The organism is Bradyrhizobium barranii subsp. barranii (assembly GCF_017565645.3).
Classification (GTDB): domain Bacteria; phylum Pseudomonadota; class Alphaproteobacteria; order Rhizobiales; family Xanthobacteraceae; genus Bradyrhizobium; species Bradyrhizobium barranii.
The window spans coordinates 9,549,743-9,566,599 of sequence record NZ_CP086136.1 but is presented as its reverse complement, the minus strand read 5'-3'; the positions used below and the strand labels follow the sequence as shown (position 1 = coordinate 9,566,599).

Here is a 16,857-nt window from a genome sequence, read left to right as displayed (position 1 = left end):
ATGAACGTCATGGATACACGCGCGACCTCCGCGATGCTCTATCTCGACGGCGTGCACGTCTCATTCGACGGCTTCCACGCCATCAACAATTTGTCGCTGACGCTCGCGCCCGGCGAGATGCGCGCCATCATCGGCCCGAACGGCGCGGGCAAGACCACGATGATGGACATCATCACCGGCAAGACCAAGCCCGACGAGGGCACGGTGCTGTTCGACGGCGTCACTGATTTGACGCGTCTGGACGAGACCCGCATCGCCGAGCTCGGCATCGGCCGCAAATTCCAGAAGCCGACCGTGTTCGAGAGCCAGACCGTGCAGGACAACCTCCTGCTCGCGCTCAATGTCGACCACAGCGTCAAGGGCACGCTGTTCTGGCGCGGCAGCAGGGCGGAGTCCGAGCGCATCGACAAGGTGCTCGAGACGATCCGCCTCACCGACGCCCGCAACCGGCTCGCCGGCAGCCTGAGCCACGGTCAGAAGCAGTGGCTCGAGATCGGCATGCTGCTGGCGCAGGATCCGAAGCTGCTGCTCGTCGACGAGCCCGTCGCGGGCATGACCGACGTCGAGACGCATCTTACCGCCGAGCTGCTGAAAGAGATCAACAAGACCCACACCGTGATGGTCGTCGAGCACGACATGACGTTCGTGCGCGAGCTCGGCGTCAAGGTCACCTGCCTGCATGAAGGCACCGTGCTCGCGGAAGGAACCATCGACCAGGTCTCGTCCAACGAGCGGGTCATCGAAGTCTATCTGGGGCGCTGAGCAATGCTTGAGGTCAAGGACATCAACCTGTTCTACGGCGCGGCGCAGGCGCTGCGCGGCGTCTCCATCGCCGCAGAGCCCGGCAAGGTCACCTGCGTGCTCGGACGCAACGGCGTCGGCAAGACCTCGCTGTTGCGCGCCATGGTCGGCCAGTATCCGATCTCCTCGGGCGCGATCGTGCTCGACGGCAGCGACATCACCGGGCTCAAGCCCTACGAGCGAGCGCGCAAGGGCATCGGCTTCGTGCCGCAGGGCCGCGAGATATTTCCTTTGCTGACGGTCGAGGAGAACCTCAAGACCGGCTTCGGTCCGCTCAAGCGCGAGGACAGGCACATCCCGGACGACGTGTTCTCGCTGTTCCCGGTGCTGCAATCGATGCTCGGCCGGCGCGGCGGCGACCTCTCCGGCGGCCAGCAGCAGCAGCTCGCGATCGGGCGTGCGCTGGTGATGCGGCCAAAGCTGCTCCTGCTCGACGAGCCGACCGAGGGCATCCAGCCGTCGATCATCAAGGACATCGGCCGTGCCATCTCCTACCTGCGTAACCTCGGCAACATCGCCATCGTGCTGGTCGAACAATATCTCGACTTTGCCTGCGAACTCGGCGACAGTTTCGCCGTGATGGATCGCGGCGCGGTGAAGTTCTCCTGCGACCGATCCAATCTCGATCCGGCCGAAATCAGCCGCCAAATGGCGCTGTAATCCGAATATTTCTGCCGCGGCCGGCTGGGGAGACGGATGCGCAGCGACGCTTTAACGACATCTTCGGTTTTCGAGGCGAACCGCGCCCGCGGCGCGGTGCGCTTCGACGTCCATGCCCGCGATGGCGTGACGCGGCGTGGCGTCTTGCATGAGTCCGGCTCCCTGCGCGTGCGCTTTCCCTCGCCGGAGGGCGAGGGGCTCTCCGGCGTGTTCGTCAACACGGCTGGTGGCGTTGCCGGCGGAGACAGTTTTGACATCGAGATCGCGGCAGGCCAGGGGGCACGCCTGACATTGACCACGGCCGCGGCCGAGAAGGTCTATCGCGCGCCGGGGGCGGCGGCGCAGCTCAATATCGCCTTGAAGGTCGCCGCCGGCGCGCACCTCGGCTGGTTGCCCCAGGAGACGATCCTGTTCGATCGTGCCCGGGTCCATCGTCGCTTCGACATTGAGCTCGACGAGGCCGCCTCGCTTCTGCTTTGCGAGATCGTCGTGTTCGGCCGCACCGCCATGGGCGAGCGGATGGAGCAGGGCGAGTTCATTGATCGCTGGCGGCTGCGTCGTGGTGGCAAGCTGGTGTTCGCCGAAACCGTCAGGCTCGACGGCAATATCGGTGCAAAACTTGGGCGATCGGCAGTGGCCAAGGGCGGTGCCGCGATCGGTACGGCGCTGATCGTTCCGGGCGACGAGCCGCTGATCGAGCGTATCCGCGAGGCCTCGGAGTCATTCGCCGGCGAGGTCGGAATCTCCGCCTGGAATGGCTTTGCAATGGCTCGGTTCTGTGCCCAAGATGCGGCGCGCTTGCGCGCCGACATGATGGCGGTGCTGGCGCGGACCGGCGCGGCGCTGCCGCGGCTGTGGCTGAGTTGATGGCTGCTGAATTGATGCATTGAACGGAAGAGATGCTGCATGAACCTGTCTCCCCGCGAAAAGGACAAGCTCCTGATCTCGATGGCGGCGATCGTCGCCCGCCGCCGGCTGGATCGCGGCGTCAAGCTCAACCATCCCGAGGCGATCGCGATCATCTCCGACTTCATCCTCGAAGGCGCGCGCGACGGCCGCACCGTCGCCGAGCTGATGCAGTCCGGTGCGCAGGTCCTCACCCGCGACCAGGTGATGTCGGGCATTCCTGAAATGATCCACGACATCCAGGTCGAGGCGACCTTTCCGGACGGCACCAAGCTCGTCACCGTGCATGAGCCGATCAGGTAGGAGCGAGAGCATGATCCCCGGCGAACTCTTCATCCAGGACGGCGAGATCGAGCTCAATGCCGGCCGCAAGACCGTGACGCTGACGGTCGCCAACACCGGCGACCGCCCGATCCAGGTCGGCTCGCACTACCATTTCTTCGAGACCAACCCGGCGCTGAAGTTCGACCGCAAGAAAGCCCGCGGCATGCGCCTCGACATCGCCGCCGGCACCGCCGTCCGCTTCGAGCCCGGCCAGACCCGCGACGTCCAGCTCGTCGCCGTGGCCGGCAAGAAGACCATCTACGGTTTTCGCGGCGACGTGATGGGGAAGCTGTGAGTCATGCTCTCCGCCGTGCGCCTCATCTCCGAAGCCGCTGAGCTGGCTGCGCGCCGGCACAACGGCATGGCCCGCAAGGGGCGGGGGAACGAGCCTTACATCAATCATCTCGCGGAGGTCGCGAACCTGCTTGCGATAGCGACAGATGGCGCCGATGCCGAGCTGGTCGCGGCCGGGTGGTTGCATGATGCGATCGAGGACACCGAAACGACGCGCGAAGAACTTGCGCGGAAATTCTCGGACCGCGTCGCCTCCCTCGTCGTTGAATGTACCGACGACATGAGCCTGCCCAAACCAGAGCGGCGACGCCAGCAGATCGTCGATGCACCGAAGAAGACGGCCGGCGCCAAGCTGATCAAGATCGCCGACAAGATCAGCAATATCGGCGCGCGCATTCATTCCGACCCGTCCGCCGAAGAGCGCGACGATCTCGCCGACTACACGGGCTGGGCTGAGGAGGTCGTCGCCGGATGCCGTGGCGGCAATTCGTGGCTCGATGCAAAATTCGACGATGCCGTAAGCGCAGCGAGGGCTTCGCTGTGAACAACCAAGAATTCAAACGCAAACGGGGCTTGTGATGTCCGTCAAAATAAAGCGTTCCGTCTATGCCGACATGTTCGGCCCGACCACCGGCGACAAGGTACGGTTGGCCGACACCGATCTCATCATCGAGGTCGAGAAGGATTTCACCACCTACGGCGAGGAGGTGAAGTTCGGCGGCGGCAAGGTGATCCGCGACGGCATGGGGCAGTCGCAGGTCACCAACAAGCAGGGCGCGGCCGACACCGTCATCACTAATGCGCTGATCGTCGACCACTGGGGCATCGTGAAGGCCGACGTTGCGATCAAGGACGGCATGATTTCGGCGATCGGCAAGGCCGGCAATCCCGACATCCAGCCGGGTGTCACCATCATCGTCGGCCCCGGCACCGACGTGATCGCGGGCGAAGGAAAAATCCTGACCGCCGGCGGCTTCGACAGCCACATCCATTTCATCTGTCCGCAGCAGATCGAGCACGCGCTGATGTCTGGCGTCACCTCGATGCTCGGCGGCGGCACCGGCCCTTCGCACGGCACGTTCGCCACCACCTGCACGCCGGGGCCGTGGCACATGGGGCGGATGATCCAGTCGTTCGACGCCTTCCCGGTCAATCTCGGCATCTCCGGCAAGGGTAACGCGTCGCGGCCCGCCGCCCTGGTCGAGATGATCAAGGGCGGCGCCTGCGCGCTGAAGCTGCACGAGGACTGGGGCACCACGCCGGCTGCGATCGACAACTGCCTGTCGGTGGCCGACGATTACGACGTCCAGGTCATGCTGCATTCCGACACGCTGAACGAATCCGGCTTCGTCGAGGATACGGTCAAGGCCTTCAAGGGCCGTACCATCCACGCCTTCCACACCGAGGGCGCTGGCGGCGGGCATGCGCCTGATATCATCAAGGTCGCGGGGCTGAAGAACGTGCTGCCGTCCTCGACCAATCCGACGCGGCCCTTCACCCGCAACACCATCGACGAGCATCTGGACATGCTGATGGTGTGCCACCATCTCGATCCCTCGATCGCGGAAGACCTCGCGTTTGCGGAGAGCCGTATCCGCAAGGAAACCATCGCCGCCGAAGACATTCTGCACGATCTCGGCGCGCTCTCGATGATGTCCTCGGACTCGCAGGCCATGGGCCGCCTCGGCGAGGTCATCATCCGGACATGGCAGACCGCGGACAAGATGAAGAAGCAGCGCGGGTCGCTCGACCAGGACAAAGGCAAGGACAACGACAATTTCCGCGTCAAGCGCTACATCGCCAAGTACACGATCAATCCTGCGATCGCGCACGGCGTGTCGAAACTGATCGGATCGGTCGAGAAGGGCAAGCTCGCCGATCTCGTGCTGTGGTCGCCGGCCTTCTTCGGGGTCAAGCCGGACTGTATCATCAAGGGCGGCTCGATCGTCGCGGCCCCCATGGGCGATCCCAACGCCTCGATCCCGACGCCCCAGCCGGTGCACCATCAGCCGATGTTCGGTGCCTTCGGCAAGGCGCGCACCGCGTCGTCCGTGGTGTTCACCTCGAAGGCGGCGGTCACCGGCGGCCTCGCGCGAAAGCTCGGCATCGACAAGAAGCTCTATGCGGTGCAGAACACCCGCGGAAAAATCTCGAAGAAGAGCATGATCCACAACGACGCCACGCCCAATATCGAGGTCGATCCCGAGACCTACGAGGTGCGCGCCGACGGCGAACTGCTGACCTGCGCGCCCGCCGAGGTGCTGCCGATGGCGCAGCGATATTTCATGTACTGAAATAGCGTCTGGACGCATGTCCCCGGCGCATGTCCCGATTGCATGTCCTGTTGCATGTCTTGTTGCATGTCCTGGGGCGGCTTTTCCGGTTTTGCGTTCGACCCCGCCTGGTCTAAGGTCCCGCCCGGTATCTTACCTTAGAAGAAAAGCCGGGAGGATTTCTCGTGATTTACGTCGTTGCCACCTTGACCATCAAGCCCGAGACGCGCGCCGAATTCATTGCGGCCGCCACCGCCTGCATCAAGGAGACGCGGAAGGAGCCCGGCAACATCGCTTATGATTTGCACGAGAGCGTCACCGATCCCGCCAAGATGGTGTTCGTCGAGCAGTGGGAGAATGCCGAGGCGCTGGTGCCGCATCGCGCCATGGAGCACATGAAGACGTTCGGCCGCGTCGCGGTGAAGTGTTTTACGGCGCCGCCGAAGATTGAAGTGATCACGCCCGAGAAGGTCGAGACACGGTAACGGGGTAAAAGCATGATCCGGGCGACGCAGGTTAAGGGACAGCACGGCTTCACGGAGACGCCGGCGGATACGGTGGTGCTCGATTTCGACGACCGGCACCGCCGCCGCATGGCGATGACGGGGACGCGGGGCCTCGAATTCCTGCTCGACCTGGAGAATGCCGTCGCACTGCGCGGCGGTGATGCGTTGGTGCTGGAGGACGGCCGGCTGGTCGAAGTGGTCGCGGCGCCCGAGCCGCTGCTGGAGATCCGCGGCCGCGATCCGCACCACCTCATTCGCGTCGGCTGGCATCTCGGCAATCGCCATTTGCCGACGCAGATCATGGCCAAGAGCCTGCGCATCCGCCGCGACCATGTCATCGAGGCCATGGTGAAAGGCCTCGGTGCGCGCGTGATCGAGATCGAGGCGCCGTTCGATCCCGAGGGCGGCGCTTACGCCGATGCCGGCCATGCACATGGCCACGACGACCATGTGCATCACGATCACGGCCATCACCACCACGATCATGGTCACGATCACCACGACCACCATGATCATGCCGCGCATGACCATGGCCACGACCATCACCACGACGAGCATTGCGACCACCCCGACCACCACCACGGCCACAAGCATGCTCATGACCACAAATGAGCCGGTGAGTGCCGGTGACCTCGCCGAGCGCGAGGCGGCGGCGCTGTACCGGCTGATGACGTGGCTGTCGCCAGCCTTTCCGGTCGGCGGCTTCTCCTATTCCAGCGGCATCGAATGGGCGGTCGAGGCGGGCGACATCACCGACACCTCGACCCTGGCCGACTGGCTCGACGCTATGCTGGGTGACGGCTCCGGCTTTTGCGATGCGACGTTCCTGGTCCACGCCTATCGCGCCACTGAATTGGGCGAGGACACCACCTTGAACGATATCGCGGAGCTCGCCGCCGCCTTCGTGCCGTCGCGCGAGCGGCAGCTCGAGACGACCTCGCAGGGCCGCGCCTTCATCGACATCTCCCGCGCCGCATGGGATGCCGACGGGCTGGATGCCATGGTTGCGGCATGTCGCGCGGCACTGGTCTATCCTGTCGCCGTCGGGGTGGTCGCCGCGGTGCACGGCGTGCCGCTGGCGCCGACGCTGCACGCCTTCCTGCACGCGCTGGTCTCGAACTGGATTTCGGCGGCGAGCCGCCTCATTCCGCTCGGTCAGACCGACTGCCAGCGGGTGCTGGTGAAGCTGGAAGCCGCCGTTGCCGCGACCGCCAATCGTGCGTTGAATGCGACATTGGACGACCTCGGCAGCGCGACCTTCCGCGCCGATCTCGCCAGTCTGCGGCACGAGACGCAATATACGCGGCTGTTTCGCTCGTGAGCGGTGCGGCCTTTAACCCATCGAGAGAGAGCGAGTGACATGTCGAAATCTCACGGCCCCTTGCGCGTCGGAATAGGCGGCCCGGTCGGATCGGGCAAGACCGCGCTGATGGACCTGCTCTGCAAGACCATGCGCGAGCGCTATGACATCGCGGCGATCACCAACGACATCTACACCAAATGGGATGCGGAATTCCTGGTGCGCTCGGGCTCGCTGACGCCGGACCGTATCGCCGGCGTCGAGACCGGCGGCTGCCCGCACACCGCGATCCGCGAGGACGCTTCGATGAACCTGGCCGCGGTCGCCGACATGCGCGCAAAATTCCCTGGGCTCGACCTCGTGCTGATCGAGTCCGGCGGCGACAATCTGGCTGCCACTTTTTCCCCGGAGCTCGCCGACCTCACCATCTACGTCATCGACGTGGCGGCCGGCGACAAGATCCCGTCCAAGGGCGGCCCCGGCATTACCCGCTCCGACCTCCTGGTCATCAACAAGATCGACCTCGCGCCCCATGTCGGCGCCTCCCTGGAGAAGATGGAGACGGACGCCAGGCGCATGCGCGGCGCGCGCCCCTTCGTCATGACCAACCTGAAAAAGAGCGAGGGGCTCGACCAGATCGTCGGCTTTATCGAGGCCAAAGGCGGCCTGAAACGGGCAGGCTGACGGCGCGACGTCGTGGCGCAGGCGTTTTCCGCCGTTAACGTCTGGGGCAAAAGCCGCATCCGCGGAACAAATTTCGGACACGGCGATTAACTACCTCCGGTGCCCGGAGCAAAGCCGTCATGGCCAGACCATCGGCCGGGCGAATTAAGCTTTTCAGGCGACCGAAGTTGCGTACTGATGCCTCCTCCTTCATTATCTCCGTTACTGGGGTCCACTCTGTTTCGGCACATGGCCGTTCGAGCGGCGTTGATATGCTCCGTGTTTATTGCCGACCTGCTGTTTTCGCCTGAGTAGTCGAAGTGGTCCGGCTGGGTTTTATCATCGGTTTCATCGCCCTGCTCGGAGCCCTGCTCTCCGGGCTCGCGGCCTATCGCGTCCACGACCAGGAGCTGGCACTGGACCGGATCGCGCTGGCGCGCGCGATCGACGTCCACGCGAGCCTGGTCCAGGACCGGCTGACCGAGCGCGAGCTGCTTGCGCGTGTCGCCTCAGGCTTGTTCCGTGCGCCGTCGGTCATCAAGCCGAACATGCTGGAGCCGTTGCGCTCGGCCATCTACGCCTTCAAGACCGATTTCGTGGTCGCCGGGTGGGTCGCCCGGCTGAAGCCGAACGAGCTTCTGCCGGCGGAGGACGCGATCGCGAGCGCCGGCTTCCCCAATCCGCAGATCCGCTCGTATGACGACAAGCCGATCGATCTTGCGAAGGTCACCCAGCCGATCGACGTGCTGATGGACCTCGAGCCGCGCAGCAACGAGACCAAGGCGCTGCCCGGCCGCAGCTACGAGCAGGATCAGGTGCGCAGCGCCATGCTGACGCGTGCGCGTGTCGAGAAGAGGTCGGTCGCCTCGGACCCGGTTCAGTTGCTGCGGGGCGGCGGGCCCATCGGCATCATCGTGGCCGCGCCCGTCATTCCCGAGGGCGCGACCGAGCCGGCCGGCTTCGTCACATTTTCCTACGAGCTCGCCTCCCTGATGCTGACCAATGACGACATGTCGTTGTTCTCGGTCGCGCTGAAGGATCCGCGCAGGGAAGGTGGCGAGCTCGTTGCCAACGACCAGGGCGTGGTCTCGTCACGCATGACGGCCGCGGACGGGCCGGCGCCGTCGGCGACGCGCACGGTGAGCTTTGGCGGGCGCGACTGGCATCTCGGCTACTACGCCAAGACCAATTCGGCGCGGCGCGCCGAGCAGACGGCGATCATCGTGGCGGCGATCGGTTTTGCCATCACCGCGATGGTGTGCGGCCTGTTCGGCTATGTCGCCTACAACAATCTGCGGCTCAGCCGGGAAATCCAGGTGCGGATCGGCTTCGAGCGCCGGCTGACCGCCGTCATCGACGAGCTCAACCACCGGGTCAAGAACATCCTGGCGGTGATCCAGTCGATCGTGACGCGCACGCTGCGCCACGGCTCGGACATCGACGTTGCGCGTGAACTGCTGATCGGCCGTATCCACGCCATGTCCAACGTGGTCTCGCTGCTCAGCGAGAGCCAGTGGCAGGGCGTCAAGCTGAAGGGCCTGTTCGAGGCGCGCGCCATCCCGCATGCCGACCGCATCGCCGTCACCGGCCCCGACATCGCGGTCAGCGCGCGCGCCGCGCAGAGCCTGTCGCTCCTGTTCTTCGAGCTCGCCTCGCACTCCGACGAAGGTCTGTCGCTGGTCGGAAAGCATCCGCACATCACCGCGAATTGGACGGTGACGGGCGAGGGGACCGATGAGGTCTTCCATTTCCGCTGGGAGGAGTTCAACACCAGCGAGGCGACGCGCCGTCCGGATTCCGATTTCGGTCTGATCCTGCTCGACCGTGTCGCGCCCGAAGCGCTCGGCGGCACCGCCAAGCGCTACTTCACCGACGCCTCCTACGTCTATGAATTGACGGCGCCGATGGAGACGGTGGTCGACATGTCCGAGCGCGACCGCACGGACAAGATCTCGGCGCCGGTCAGGCCGGTGCGATAGAGATCGCGCTTCAGATTGTTGTTTTGAGCATGATCTTTTCGGCAAATCGCTTCGCACTTTTCCGGATCATGCTCTAACCCTTCGGCCGCAGCACCAGGTCGACCAGATTGCGCGCGTAGGCCGGTGTGATCGGTGCGATGCCGAAGACGTAGCGGTAGAACAGGCTGCCATAGATGGCGTCGTAGAGATCCTCGGGCGCTCCCTCCGCCAGGATGCTGCCATCCGTCTGGCCAGCGGCGATCATCTCGACCAGTGCGTCGCGGCGGAATTGCAGGTAGCGGGCATAGAACAGCTCCGCCGAGCCGGTCTTGGAAATGCATTCGGAGACGACGGCGAGCTGCACCTTGCCGAACTCGCCCTGGAGCGCCTCGGCATAGGCCGCGGCATGGCGGCGTGCGCGCGCCGCGGGGCTGCCGGAGCTCGCAGGCGGCAGCGGCAGCATCTGCGCGGCATGATGAAGGAAGGCGTCGATCAGCAGCGCTTCCCGCGACGGCCACCATTTGTAGATCGTCATCTTGGAGACGCTGGAGTGGCGTGCGACGGCGTCGATGGAGGTGGCGGCAAGGCCGGTGGCGGCCATCAGCGCATAGGCGCTTTCGAGAATGGCGTTGGTGGTCTCGATCGATCGCGGCCGGCCGCGCCGGGGCGCGCTGTCAGCCTCATCACCCCCGCCCTTTGCCATCGCCTCGCCCGGTCCCCTCACGCAGAGGCTCCCCGCATAGCGCAGCCACAGGTCTCGGCCTAGCAGAATCGCACGATTATTTGGCTAGAGCGTTTTCGAGCGAAGTGGATACCGGTCCGCGTGAAGAAAACACGTCAAGACAGGAATCTAGAGCCCCGTTCCGATTAGATCGGAACGGAGCTCTAGGCCTGCTGCCGCAGGGCGGCCGGAAGGTCCTGCCGCCTCGACCACGAGATGTAATAGGCCACGGCCGTCATCGCCGCGAAGCCAACTAGGCTTACCGCGATCTGCATCACCACGAGGTTCGGTCCGGTGATCAGGATGAGATGGCCGGCGAAGGACAGGAACACGGCAACGCAGAACACCGCGAGCCATTCCTCGCCGCATGTGATCACCGCCTGAAGCGGCCGCAACTTCAGGCCGGGGTGGTCGGCCGGAATGAGATGGGTCGCGAGGAAGGCGAGCGCGAGGAAATGGATCACGCGATAGGGCGCGAGGTTTTCCTTGTCTGTCGGCGCGATGCTGTTGACGACGAAGTCCGGCAAATAGACGGCCAGCGCGGGCGAATGCCGCATCAAGGTGACGGCCATCGCGAAGATGAGATAGGCACCCGCGAGGATCCGCAGCCAGGACATGCTGTGCAACGCGCGTCCGGAGGCGCCTGTTACGGCGAACCAGCCGCCCAGGACCATCAGCATCTGCCAGCACAGCGGATTGAAGGTCCAGTCCTGGTCCGGATAGACCCGGAAATTCCAGTCGAACCAGCGCGCCGCAACGTATAGCGCGACCGATGCCGCCAGCGTCAGGTTCGGCCGCCGCAACAATCCCCATAGCGCAAACGGAAAGAACGCCATCAGCGGGATCATCAGTTGCAGGAGGTCGAGGTTCAGCGGCTCTTCCTGGAGCACGAGGCCGCGGACCAGGATGCGCAGCGGATGATCGAGAATGCCCGAGATGTTGTATTCGTGGATGATCTCCGGCGCCATCGATTGCGAGGCGACATAGGCGATGGTGTCGATGTAGATCACGAAGAGCACGACATAGGCGGCGTAGAGCCGCCAGACGCGACGAAAGATGCGCGTCGCCGCGACGACGTAGCCGCGCTCCAGCGCCATCCTGCCGTGAATGATGGCGACGCCATAACCCACCACGAACACGAACAGGTCCGCGGCGCCGCTGAAGCCGAAATTCCGCAGCGTCAGGAGATTAACGACGTTGTTCGGGATGTGGTCGACGAACACCGACCAGTTGGCAATGCCGAGCGTCAAATACAATCTGGCATCGTGATGGAATGCGGCGAGGTTCGCCTTGACGGACGGTTTCATGGCGGAAAATGACTTTTGGAATCTCGGGCGCTGCTTTTAGCGGCAACCGCCCGCCTATCCGAGTAGCGTTTGCGTGAGGGGGGCTGGAATTGTCCAATCTGGCGCAAAATTGCGCATGATCGCCGGATGGAATTCCCGCAAGCTCGCTCGTTCCGCCGACGACGAAATTATCTTAGCGCTTCGACCGCTATTCGGCCGGTTCAGCCGAGGCTTCGTCGGATGCGCCGGCGCGACTCGCCATAATTCCAAGGGCGACGCCGCCGATCGCCAGGATCGGCAGCAGCCGCTTGATTCCGATGGCGCGAACGATCTGGAGGCCCGTCGCGAGCAGCATGGGGTCGGCGAGCATGCTCGAAGCGGCCGACTTCGCGGCGCGCTCGGCGGCGATCCGGGCGCGCTTCCGCATCTCCCGCTTGTAGCCCCAATAGCTCCCCGCCGCGGCAAGCGTCAGCAGGAAGAAGATGCCGGCGCCGGCGAGACAGGCTTGCACCGGTCCGTAGGTCTGAAGGACCGAGATGAAGGCGGCCGCGCAGAGAAAGCCCGTGGTGATGAAGAGCGCGAGTGCCGCGCCCGCGGCGAGCGATGTCAGGCGGACGGTCGCGCCCGTCGATGCGCTGATGCCGTCGATGATGCGCTGTAACATGGCCTTGCTCCTCAGATCCCCGCAAGCCGGCAGCGACGGCGCGACAGCGCCGCCCTAACAACGTCAAGGTCCTGCGCCCACGCTACCGGCGCCAGGCGACACCGATCAGGAAGCCGATGCCGAGCGCGAGTCCGACGGTCGCGAGCGGCCGCTGCGTGATGGCGTCTTCCAGCGTTTCCTCGATCGAGCCGTAGGCGTCTTGCGCAGCTTCCATCATGGCGCTGCCGCGATCCGACATGTCGTCGACCGCGGAATCCACACTCTCGCGGGCCTGGCGATAGCCACGGCGGGCCTGCTTGCTGGTGGAATTGGCAAAGGTGTTGAGCGCTTCGGTGATCTGATCGGTGAGGGCGGCGATATCGCTTTTCACGGCTGCTACATCCTTCTCGAGGCGTTCTCTGGTGGCTTTGTCGGTCCAGTCTCTCATCCCGGTTTCGCCGTTGGTTGACATCAGGAGCTCCAAAGCTGTTGGCGGCTGAGATAGCCGGAAAACGTTTCGTGCCCGGGTAAGTTCCGTTCGGGGAAACCGGTCATGCCTGCGGCAGCTGCGGCGAATTCTCCGGCAGCAGATGCTCCTTGAGGATCAGCCCGACGATCAGGAGCGGCGACGACAGGAATGCGCCCATCGGTCCCCACAGCCAGGTCCAGAAGGCCAGCGCGATGAAGACGGCAAGCGCGTTCAGGGAAAGCCTGCGCCCGATGATGGTCGGCGTGACGAAGTGCCCTTCCAGGAAGGTGATGCCGCCGAAGGCGAGCCCCGCCATCAGTCCGCCGCCGATGGTCGGGAAGGCGACGAGCCCCACCACGACCAGGATGACGAACATCGCGATCGGTCCGATGATCGGGATGAAGTTGAGCGCCGCCGCAAGCGCGCCGAGCCCGGCCGGATTGGGCATGCCGGTGACGGCGCAGATGATGCCGGTTGCGATGCCCACGCCGACATTGATCAGCGTCACCGTCAAAAGATAGTTGCCGAGATGGACCTCGATCTCGTTGAGGATCCGCAGCGTGCGCAGCCGCGCATCGCGATCGCCGAAATTCATGATCAGCGCCCGCCGCAGGTCGCGCCAACTCGCGATGAACAGGATCAGCGTGGCGAAGAACAGCAGGAATTCGGCGAAGGTCGGCGACAGGAATTCCAGCGTCGGTTGCACCCATTCGGCTTTCGGCAGCGGAAGGCTTGGCAGCCCCTCGGAGCCGCCCACCATCGTCTGCAATTCCTTCCACAGCGCCAGCGGCCGGTCGAAGACGTGCATCTTCTCCTTCAACTGCGCGCCCAATTCCGGCAGGCGCGAGCTCCACTCCATCGCAGGCACGGCGATCAGCGCGACGACGAAGGCGACCACCGTCGTCACCGCGATCACGATCAGCACGGCGCCGAGGGCGCGCGGCACATGCCGCCGCTCGAGAAAGCTGGCGGCCGGCGACAACATGGTGCCGGCGACGACCGCCATCACGACCGGGAGGAAGAATGCCCTGGCGACGTAGAGCACGGCGACCACGGCAATCAGGAACAGACCGGCGAGCGCAAAGGCGACAAACTCGGTGCGGCGGATCAGCGGCGGCAACTCGACATGACTGTCGGGAAGCGGGGCGCCCTCGTTATTGCCGGAAATCAGACGTTCAGTGGGAAGGACGCGCACAATATCTCCTCCCGCACGGAAGCCTCCGCGCGCCCATTGTTGGCAGTAGAACGTCCGGGCGGACGTTCCGGTTCCATCGCGGTTTCGTGAAGTTTTGCTCGCTTGACTGTGACGTCGCCGCCGCAGCGAGCGGGGGAACTTGAGTCGGTCCAGCTGCGTTGTTGGGAAGCCGCATCACCCTGATGCACTTCCAACGGGGCAGCACATGACAAGGTTCTCTCCAGTCCGTCGCCGCTTCTCGCTGCGCGCCACCACCGCCATTGCCTTCGCGACAGCATTGCTGACCGTGCCCTTCGCGGCACAGGCCCAGACGCTCGGTTATGCACCGATGCAGCCGCAGGGATATCCGCAGGACCCGAGCTATTCGCGGGGTTATGTCAACGCGGCGCCGCAGGCCGCCGACGAGGATGCCGCGCTGCCCGACCGGCTGCGCAAGCAGATCGTCAGCTTCGACCGGAACGAGCCGGCCGGGACCATCGTCATCGATACCGGCAACACTTACCTCTATTACGTGCTCGGCAATGGCCGCGCGATCCGTTACGGCGTCGGCGTCGGCCGACAAGGTTTCACCTGGGCCGGCGTGCAGAGCGTCAGCCGCAAGGCCGAGTGGCCGGACTGGCATCCGCCGGCTGAGATGATCGCGCGTCAGCCTTATCTGCCGCGCTTCGTCGCCGGCGGTCCCGGCAATCCGCTCGGTGCACGCGCGATGTATCTCGGCTCGAGCGAATACCGCATCCACGGCACCAACGATCCCACCACGATCGGCAAGTTCGTGTCCTCCGGTTGCATTCGCATGACCAACGAGGACGTCACGGACCTGTTCAGCCGCGTCAATGTCGGCGCCAAGGTGGTGGTGCTGCCGAAGAACGCCCCGCTGATGGCCAAGGGATACGACAGGGGCGGCGACCCCATACGCAAGCGTCCGCCGGTGACGACGCTGCCTTCGGGACGGCAGGCGCTGAACATCACGACGTCGGCAGTGAATTGAGAGTTGGGCGAGGTCATATGAAGAGACGTTCGATCGGCAAACTGGCCGGTGGCGCGGCGGCGTGCTTCGCCGTCGCCTCGTTCGGCCTCGCGTTGACGCCGTCGGCGCATGCGGAAGACTTCTTCTCGGCGCTGTTCGGCGGCTTCCGCGCGCGCTCAGCGCCGGAGATCCGCATGCCGTTCCCGACCGATGACATGCCGCGCTACGACACGCCGCGCCAGCGGGCCTCTTATGGCGGCGGCATCGCCTATTGCGTGCGCGGTTGCGATGGCCGCTACTTCCCGGCGCAAGGAAACGACGCCGAAAGCAAGGCGAAATCCTGCAAGAGCTTCTGCCCGACGTCCGAAACCTCGCTGGTCTATGGCAGCAACATCGACGACGCCACGACGGACAAGGGAAAATCCTATTCCGACCTGCCGAATGCGTTCCGCTTCCGCAACGAGATCGTCGCGGGCTGCACCTGCAACGGCAAGGATCCGGTCGGCCTCGCCCAGGTTAAGGTCGAGGACGATCCGACTTTGCGCAAGGGCGACATCGTCGCGGGCAGCGATGGCCTGGTGGTCGCCAACCGCAACGCCAACGACCGCCGCGGCGTCGCGATGAATTTTTCGCCGCTGCCGGAGTCGGTGCGCGCCAGGTTCCGCCAGGTGCCGGTGGTCGCGAAGGAGTAGGGGCGGTGCGGCCTCAAGTAGGTTGCGGCGCTAGTACCCACTTTTCTTGGAACGTGAGTCGTGATTCAAGGTCGGGATGATACCCGAAGCAAGAGAAGTCCACCTTTCGAGGAAAGATCGCAAGGTGCTTGAGGCGTGCTGTCGCTCACCGGTGACGTTGCAGCGCGATTTGAAGCGGGCGCGGATAGTTCTGTTGGCGGCGGATGGGCGCAGCACCCGGTCGATCGCCAAGGAAGTTGGGGTCCAGCCGCGGATTGTCAGCCTTTGGCGGCATCGCTATGCCGACCATGGCCTTGAAGGGCTGCAAGACAAGCCGCGGCCTGGCAAGCAGCCGATCTATACGAAGACGACCGACAAGCGGATTCTGAAGCTGCTGGATAAGCCGCCACCGCAAGGGTTTGCGCGCTGGACCGGCCCCTGCTGGCCGAGGCGCTGGGCGATGTCGATGTCCAATATGTCTGGCGGTTCCTGCGCAGCCACAAGATTGACCTGGTGGCTCGCAAGTCCTGGTGCGAGAGCAACGACCCGAACTTTACGGCCAAAGCCGCCGATGTTGTCGGCCTCTATGTCGCGCCGCCGGCGAAGGCCATTGTGCTGTGCGTGGACGAGAAGCCCTCGATCCAGGCTTTGGAGCGAGCGCAGGGTTATCTGAAGTTGCCCAATGGCCGCGCCTTGACCGGCCAAAGCCACGATTACAAGCGGCATGGCACCACAACATTGTTTGCGGCGCTCGAAGTCGCCACCGGAAAGATCATCGCGACCCATTCAAAACGCCGGCGCCGCGTCGAGTTTCTCGATTTCATGAACAGCGTCACCGCGACTTTTCCGAACCGCAAGCTTCACGTCATCCTCGACAACCTCAACACCCATAAAAAGAACGAGGACTGGCTCAAGGCCCACCCCAACGTGCAATTTCATTTCACGCCGACAAGTGCGTCATGGCTCAATCAGGTCGAAGTATGGTTTTCCATCTTGCAGGGGCAGTCGCTCAGCGGCACCTCCTTCACGAGCCTCAAGCAGCTTCAGGAACACATCGATGCCTACGTCAACGCATACAACGACAGAGCCGAGCCCTTCGTCTGGACCAAGAAAAAGGTCCGTCAACGCCGTTTCAAAGGCCGCCGTATCACTCAGCTCTGATTCCGGGTACTAGCGCCTCGATCTCCACTGTCGTCCCGGACAAGCGGAGCGCAGATCCG

At 64.3% G+C, this 16,857-nt stretch carries 19 protein-coding genes and 1 pseudogene; 15 read left to right on the top strand and 5 right to left on the bottom strand.

The window, feature by feature from the left end; translation table 11 throughout:
* From urtD to J4G43_RS46375, 12 genes are all read left to right on the top strand, one after another.
* Positions 1-762 carry an urea ABC transporter ATP-binding protein UrtD gene (gene urtD / locus J4G43_RS46430; RefSeq protein ID WP_014498216.1) on the top strand — a complete coding sequence of 254 codons (762 nt, stop codon included), beginning with the start codon at positions 1-3 and terminating at the stop codon, positions 760-762.
* 3 nt (positions 763-765) lie between these two features.
* Positions 766-1,461, top strand: coding sequence for an urea ABC transporter ATP-binding subunit UrtE (gene urtE / locus J4G43_RS46425; RefSeq protein ID WP_014498215.1), 696 nt, complete (start codon positions 766-768; stop codon positions 1,459-1,461).
* A 36-nt stretch (positions 1,462-1,497) separates the two neighbouring features.
* Complete coding sequence (locus J4G43_RS46420) at positions 1,498-2,328, top strand: urease accessory protein UreD (RefSeq protein WP_071916693.1); 831 nt, start codon at positions 1,498-1,500, stop codon at positions 2,326-2,328.
* A 39-nt stretch (positions 2,329-2,367) separates the two neighbouring features.
* Positions 2,368-2,670 carry an urease subunit gamma gene (locus tag J4G43_RS46415; protein ID WP_027530203.1) on the top strand — a complete coding sequence of 101 codons (303 nt, stop codon included), beginning with the start codon at positions 2,368-2,370 and terminating at the stop codon, positions 2,668-2,670.
* 10 nt (positions 2,671-2,680) lie between these two features.
* Positions 2,681-2,986 (top strand): urease subunit beta, encoded by a 306-nt coding sequence (locus tag J4G43_RS46410; protein ID WP_007599812.1) that lies wholly within the window; start codon positions 2,681-2,683, stop codon positions 2,984-2,986.
* Between the two features lie 3 nt (positions 2,987-2,989).
* Positions 2,990-3,529 (top strand): HD domain-containing protein, encoded by a 540-nt coding sequence (locus J4G43_RS46405; protein WP_208088833.1) that lies wholly within the window; start codon positions 2,990-2,992, stop codon positions 3,527-3,529.
* A 34-nt stretch (positions 3,530-3,563) separates the two neighbouring features.
* On the top strand, positions 3,564-5,279 hold the full coding sequence (ureC, locus tag J4G43_RS46400; protein WP_208088832.1) for an urease subunit alpha: 1,716 nt from the start codon (positions 3,564-3,566) through the stop codon (positions 5,277-5,279).
* Between the two features lie 164 nt (positions 5,280-5,443).
* Complete coding sequence (locus tag J4G43_RS46395) at positions 5,444-5,743, top strand: putative quinol monooxygenase (RefSeq protein WP_007599815.1); 300 nt, start codon at positions 5,444-5,446, stop codon at positions 5,741-5,743.
* Positions 5,744-5,755: 12 nt separating this feature from the next.
* Positions 5,756-6,376, top strand: a complete 621-nt coding sequence (gene ureE, locus J4G43_RS46390) for an urease accessory protein UreE (RefSeq protein ID WP_208088831.1) — start codon at positions 5,756-5,758, stop codon at positions 6,374-6,376.
* Complete coding sequence (locus J4G43_RS46385; protein WP_208089580.1) at positions 6,357-7,085, top strand: urease accessory protein UreF; 729 nt, start codon at positions 6,357-6,359, stop codon at positions 7,083-7,085. The genes ureE and J4G43_RS46385 overlap by 20 nt, the downstream gene beginning before the upstream one ends.
* A 39-nt stretch (positions 7,086-7,124) precedes the next feature.
* Entirely contained in the window at positions 7,125-7,748 is a 624-nt protein-coding gene (gene ureG / locus J4G43_RS46380; RefSeq protein WP_063980981.1) for an urease accessory protein UreG, read from the top strand.
* Positions 7,749-8,047: 299 nt separating this feature from the next.
* Positions 8,048-9,706 carry a CHASE domain-containing protein gene (locus J4G43_RS46375; protein WP_014498206.1) on the top strand — a complete coding sequence of 553 codons (1,659 nt, stop codon included), beginning with the start codon at positions 8,048-8,050 and terminating at the stop codon, positions 9,704-9,706.
* 73 nt (positions 9,707-9,779) lie between these two features.
* Here the strand turns inward: J4G43_RS46375 and J4G43_RS46370 are convergent, their stop codons facing one another.
* From J4G43_RS46370 to J4G43_RS46350, 5 genes are all read right to left on the bottom strand, one after another.
* Positions 9,780-10,388, bottom strand: coding sequence for a TetR/AcrR family transcriptional regulator (locus J4G43_RS46370; RefSeq protein WP_038959396.1), 609 nt, complete (start codon positions 10,386-10,388; stop codon positions 9,780-9,782).
* A gap of 182 nt (positions 10,389-10,570) precedes the next feature.
* Entirely contained in the window at positions 10,571-11,713 is a 1,143-nt protein-coding gene (locus tag J4G43_RS46365) for an OpgC domain-containing protein (RefSeq protein ID WP_208088830.1), read from the bottom strand.
* Between the two features lie 187 nt (positions 11,714-11,900).
* A complete protein-coding gene (locus J4G43_RS46360; protein ID WP_028148388.1) occupies positions 11,901-12,356 on the bottom strand; it encodes a hypothetical protein in 456 nt (151 codons plus the stop codon).
* Positions 12,357-12,438: 82 nt separating this feature from the next.
* Complete coding sequence (locus J4G43_RS46355) at positions 12,439-12,810, bottom strand: ElaB/YgaM/YqjD family protein (protein WP_071917752.1); 372 nt, start codon at positions 12,808-12,810, stop codon at positions 12,439-12,441.
* Between the two features lie 76 nt (positions 12,811-12,886).
* The gene (locus tag J4G43_RS46350; RefSeq protein ID WP_208088829.1) at positions 12,887-13,999 is read right to left on the bottom strand and encodes an AI-2E family transporter; all 1,113 of its coding nucleotides are present in this window, start codon (positions 13,997-13,999) and stop codon (positions 12,887-12,889) included.
* Between the two features lie 205 nt (positions 14,000-14,204).
* Here J4G43_RS46350 and J4G43_RS46345 point away from each other — a divergent pair, with 205 nt between their 5' ends.
* From J4G43_RS46345 to J4G43_RS46335, 3 genes and pseudogenes are all read left to right on the top strand, one after another.
* Complete coding sequence (locus J4G43_RS46345; RefSeq protein ID WP_208073125.1) at positions 14,205-14,987, top strand: L,D-transpeptidase; 783 nt, start codon at positions 14,205-14,207, stop codon at positions 14,985-14,987.
* Positions 14,988-15,004: 17 nt separating this feature from the next.
* Positions 15,005-15,658, top strand: a complete 654-nt coding sequence (locus J4G43_RS46340; RefSeq protein WP_208088828.1) for a DUF2865 domain-containing protein — start codon at positions 15,005-15,007, stop codon at positions 15,656-15,658.
* Positions 15,659-15,734: 76 nt separating this feature from the next.
* Positions 15,735-16,798, top strand: a pseudogene (locus tag J4G43_RS46335) (IS630-like element ISRj1 family transposase).
* Positions 16,799-16,857: the final 59 nt, after the last annotated feature.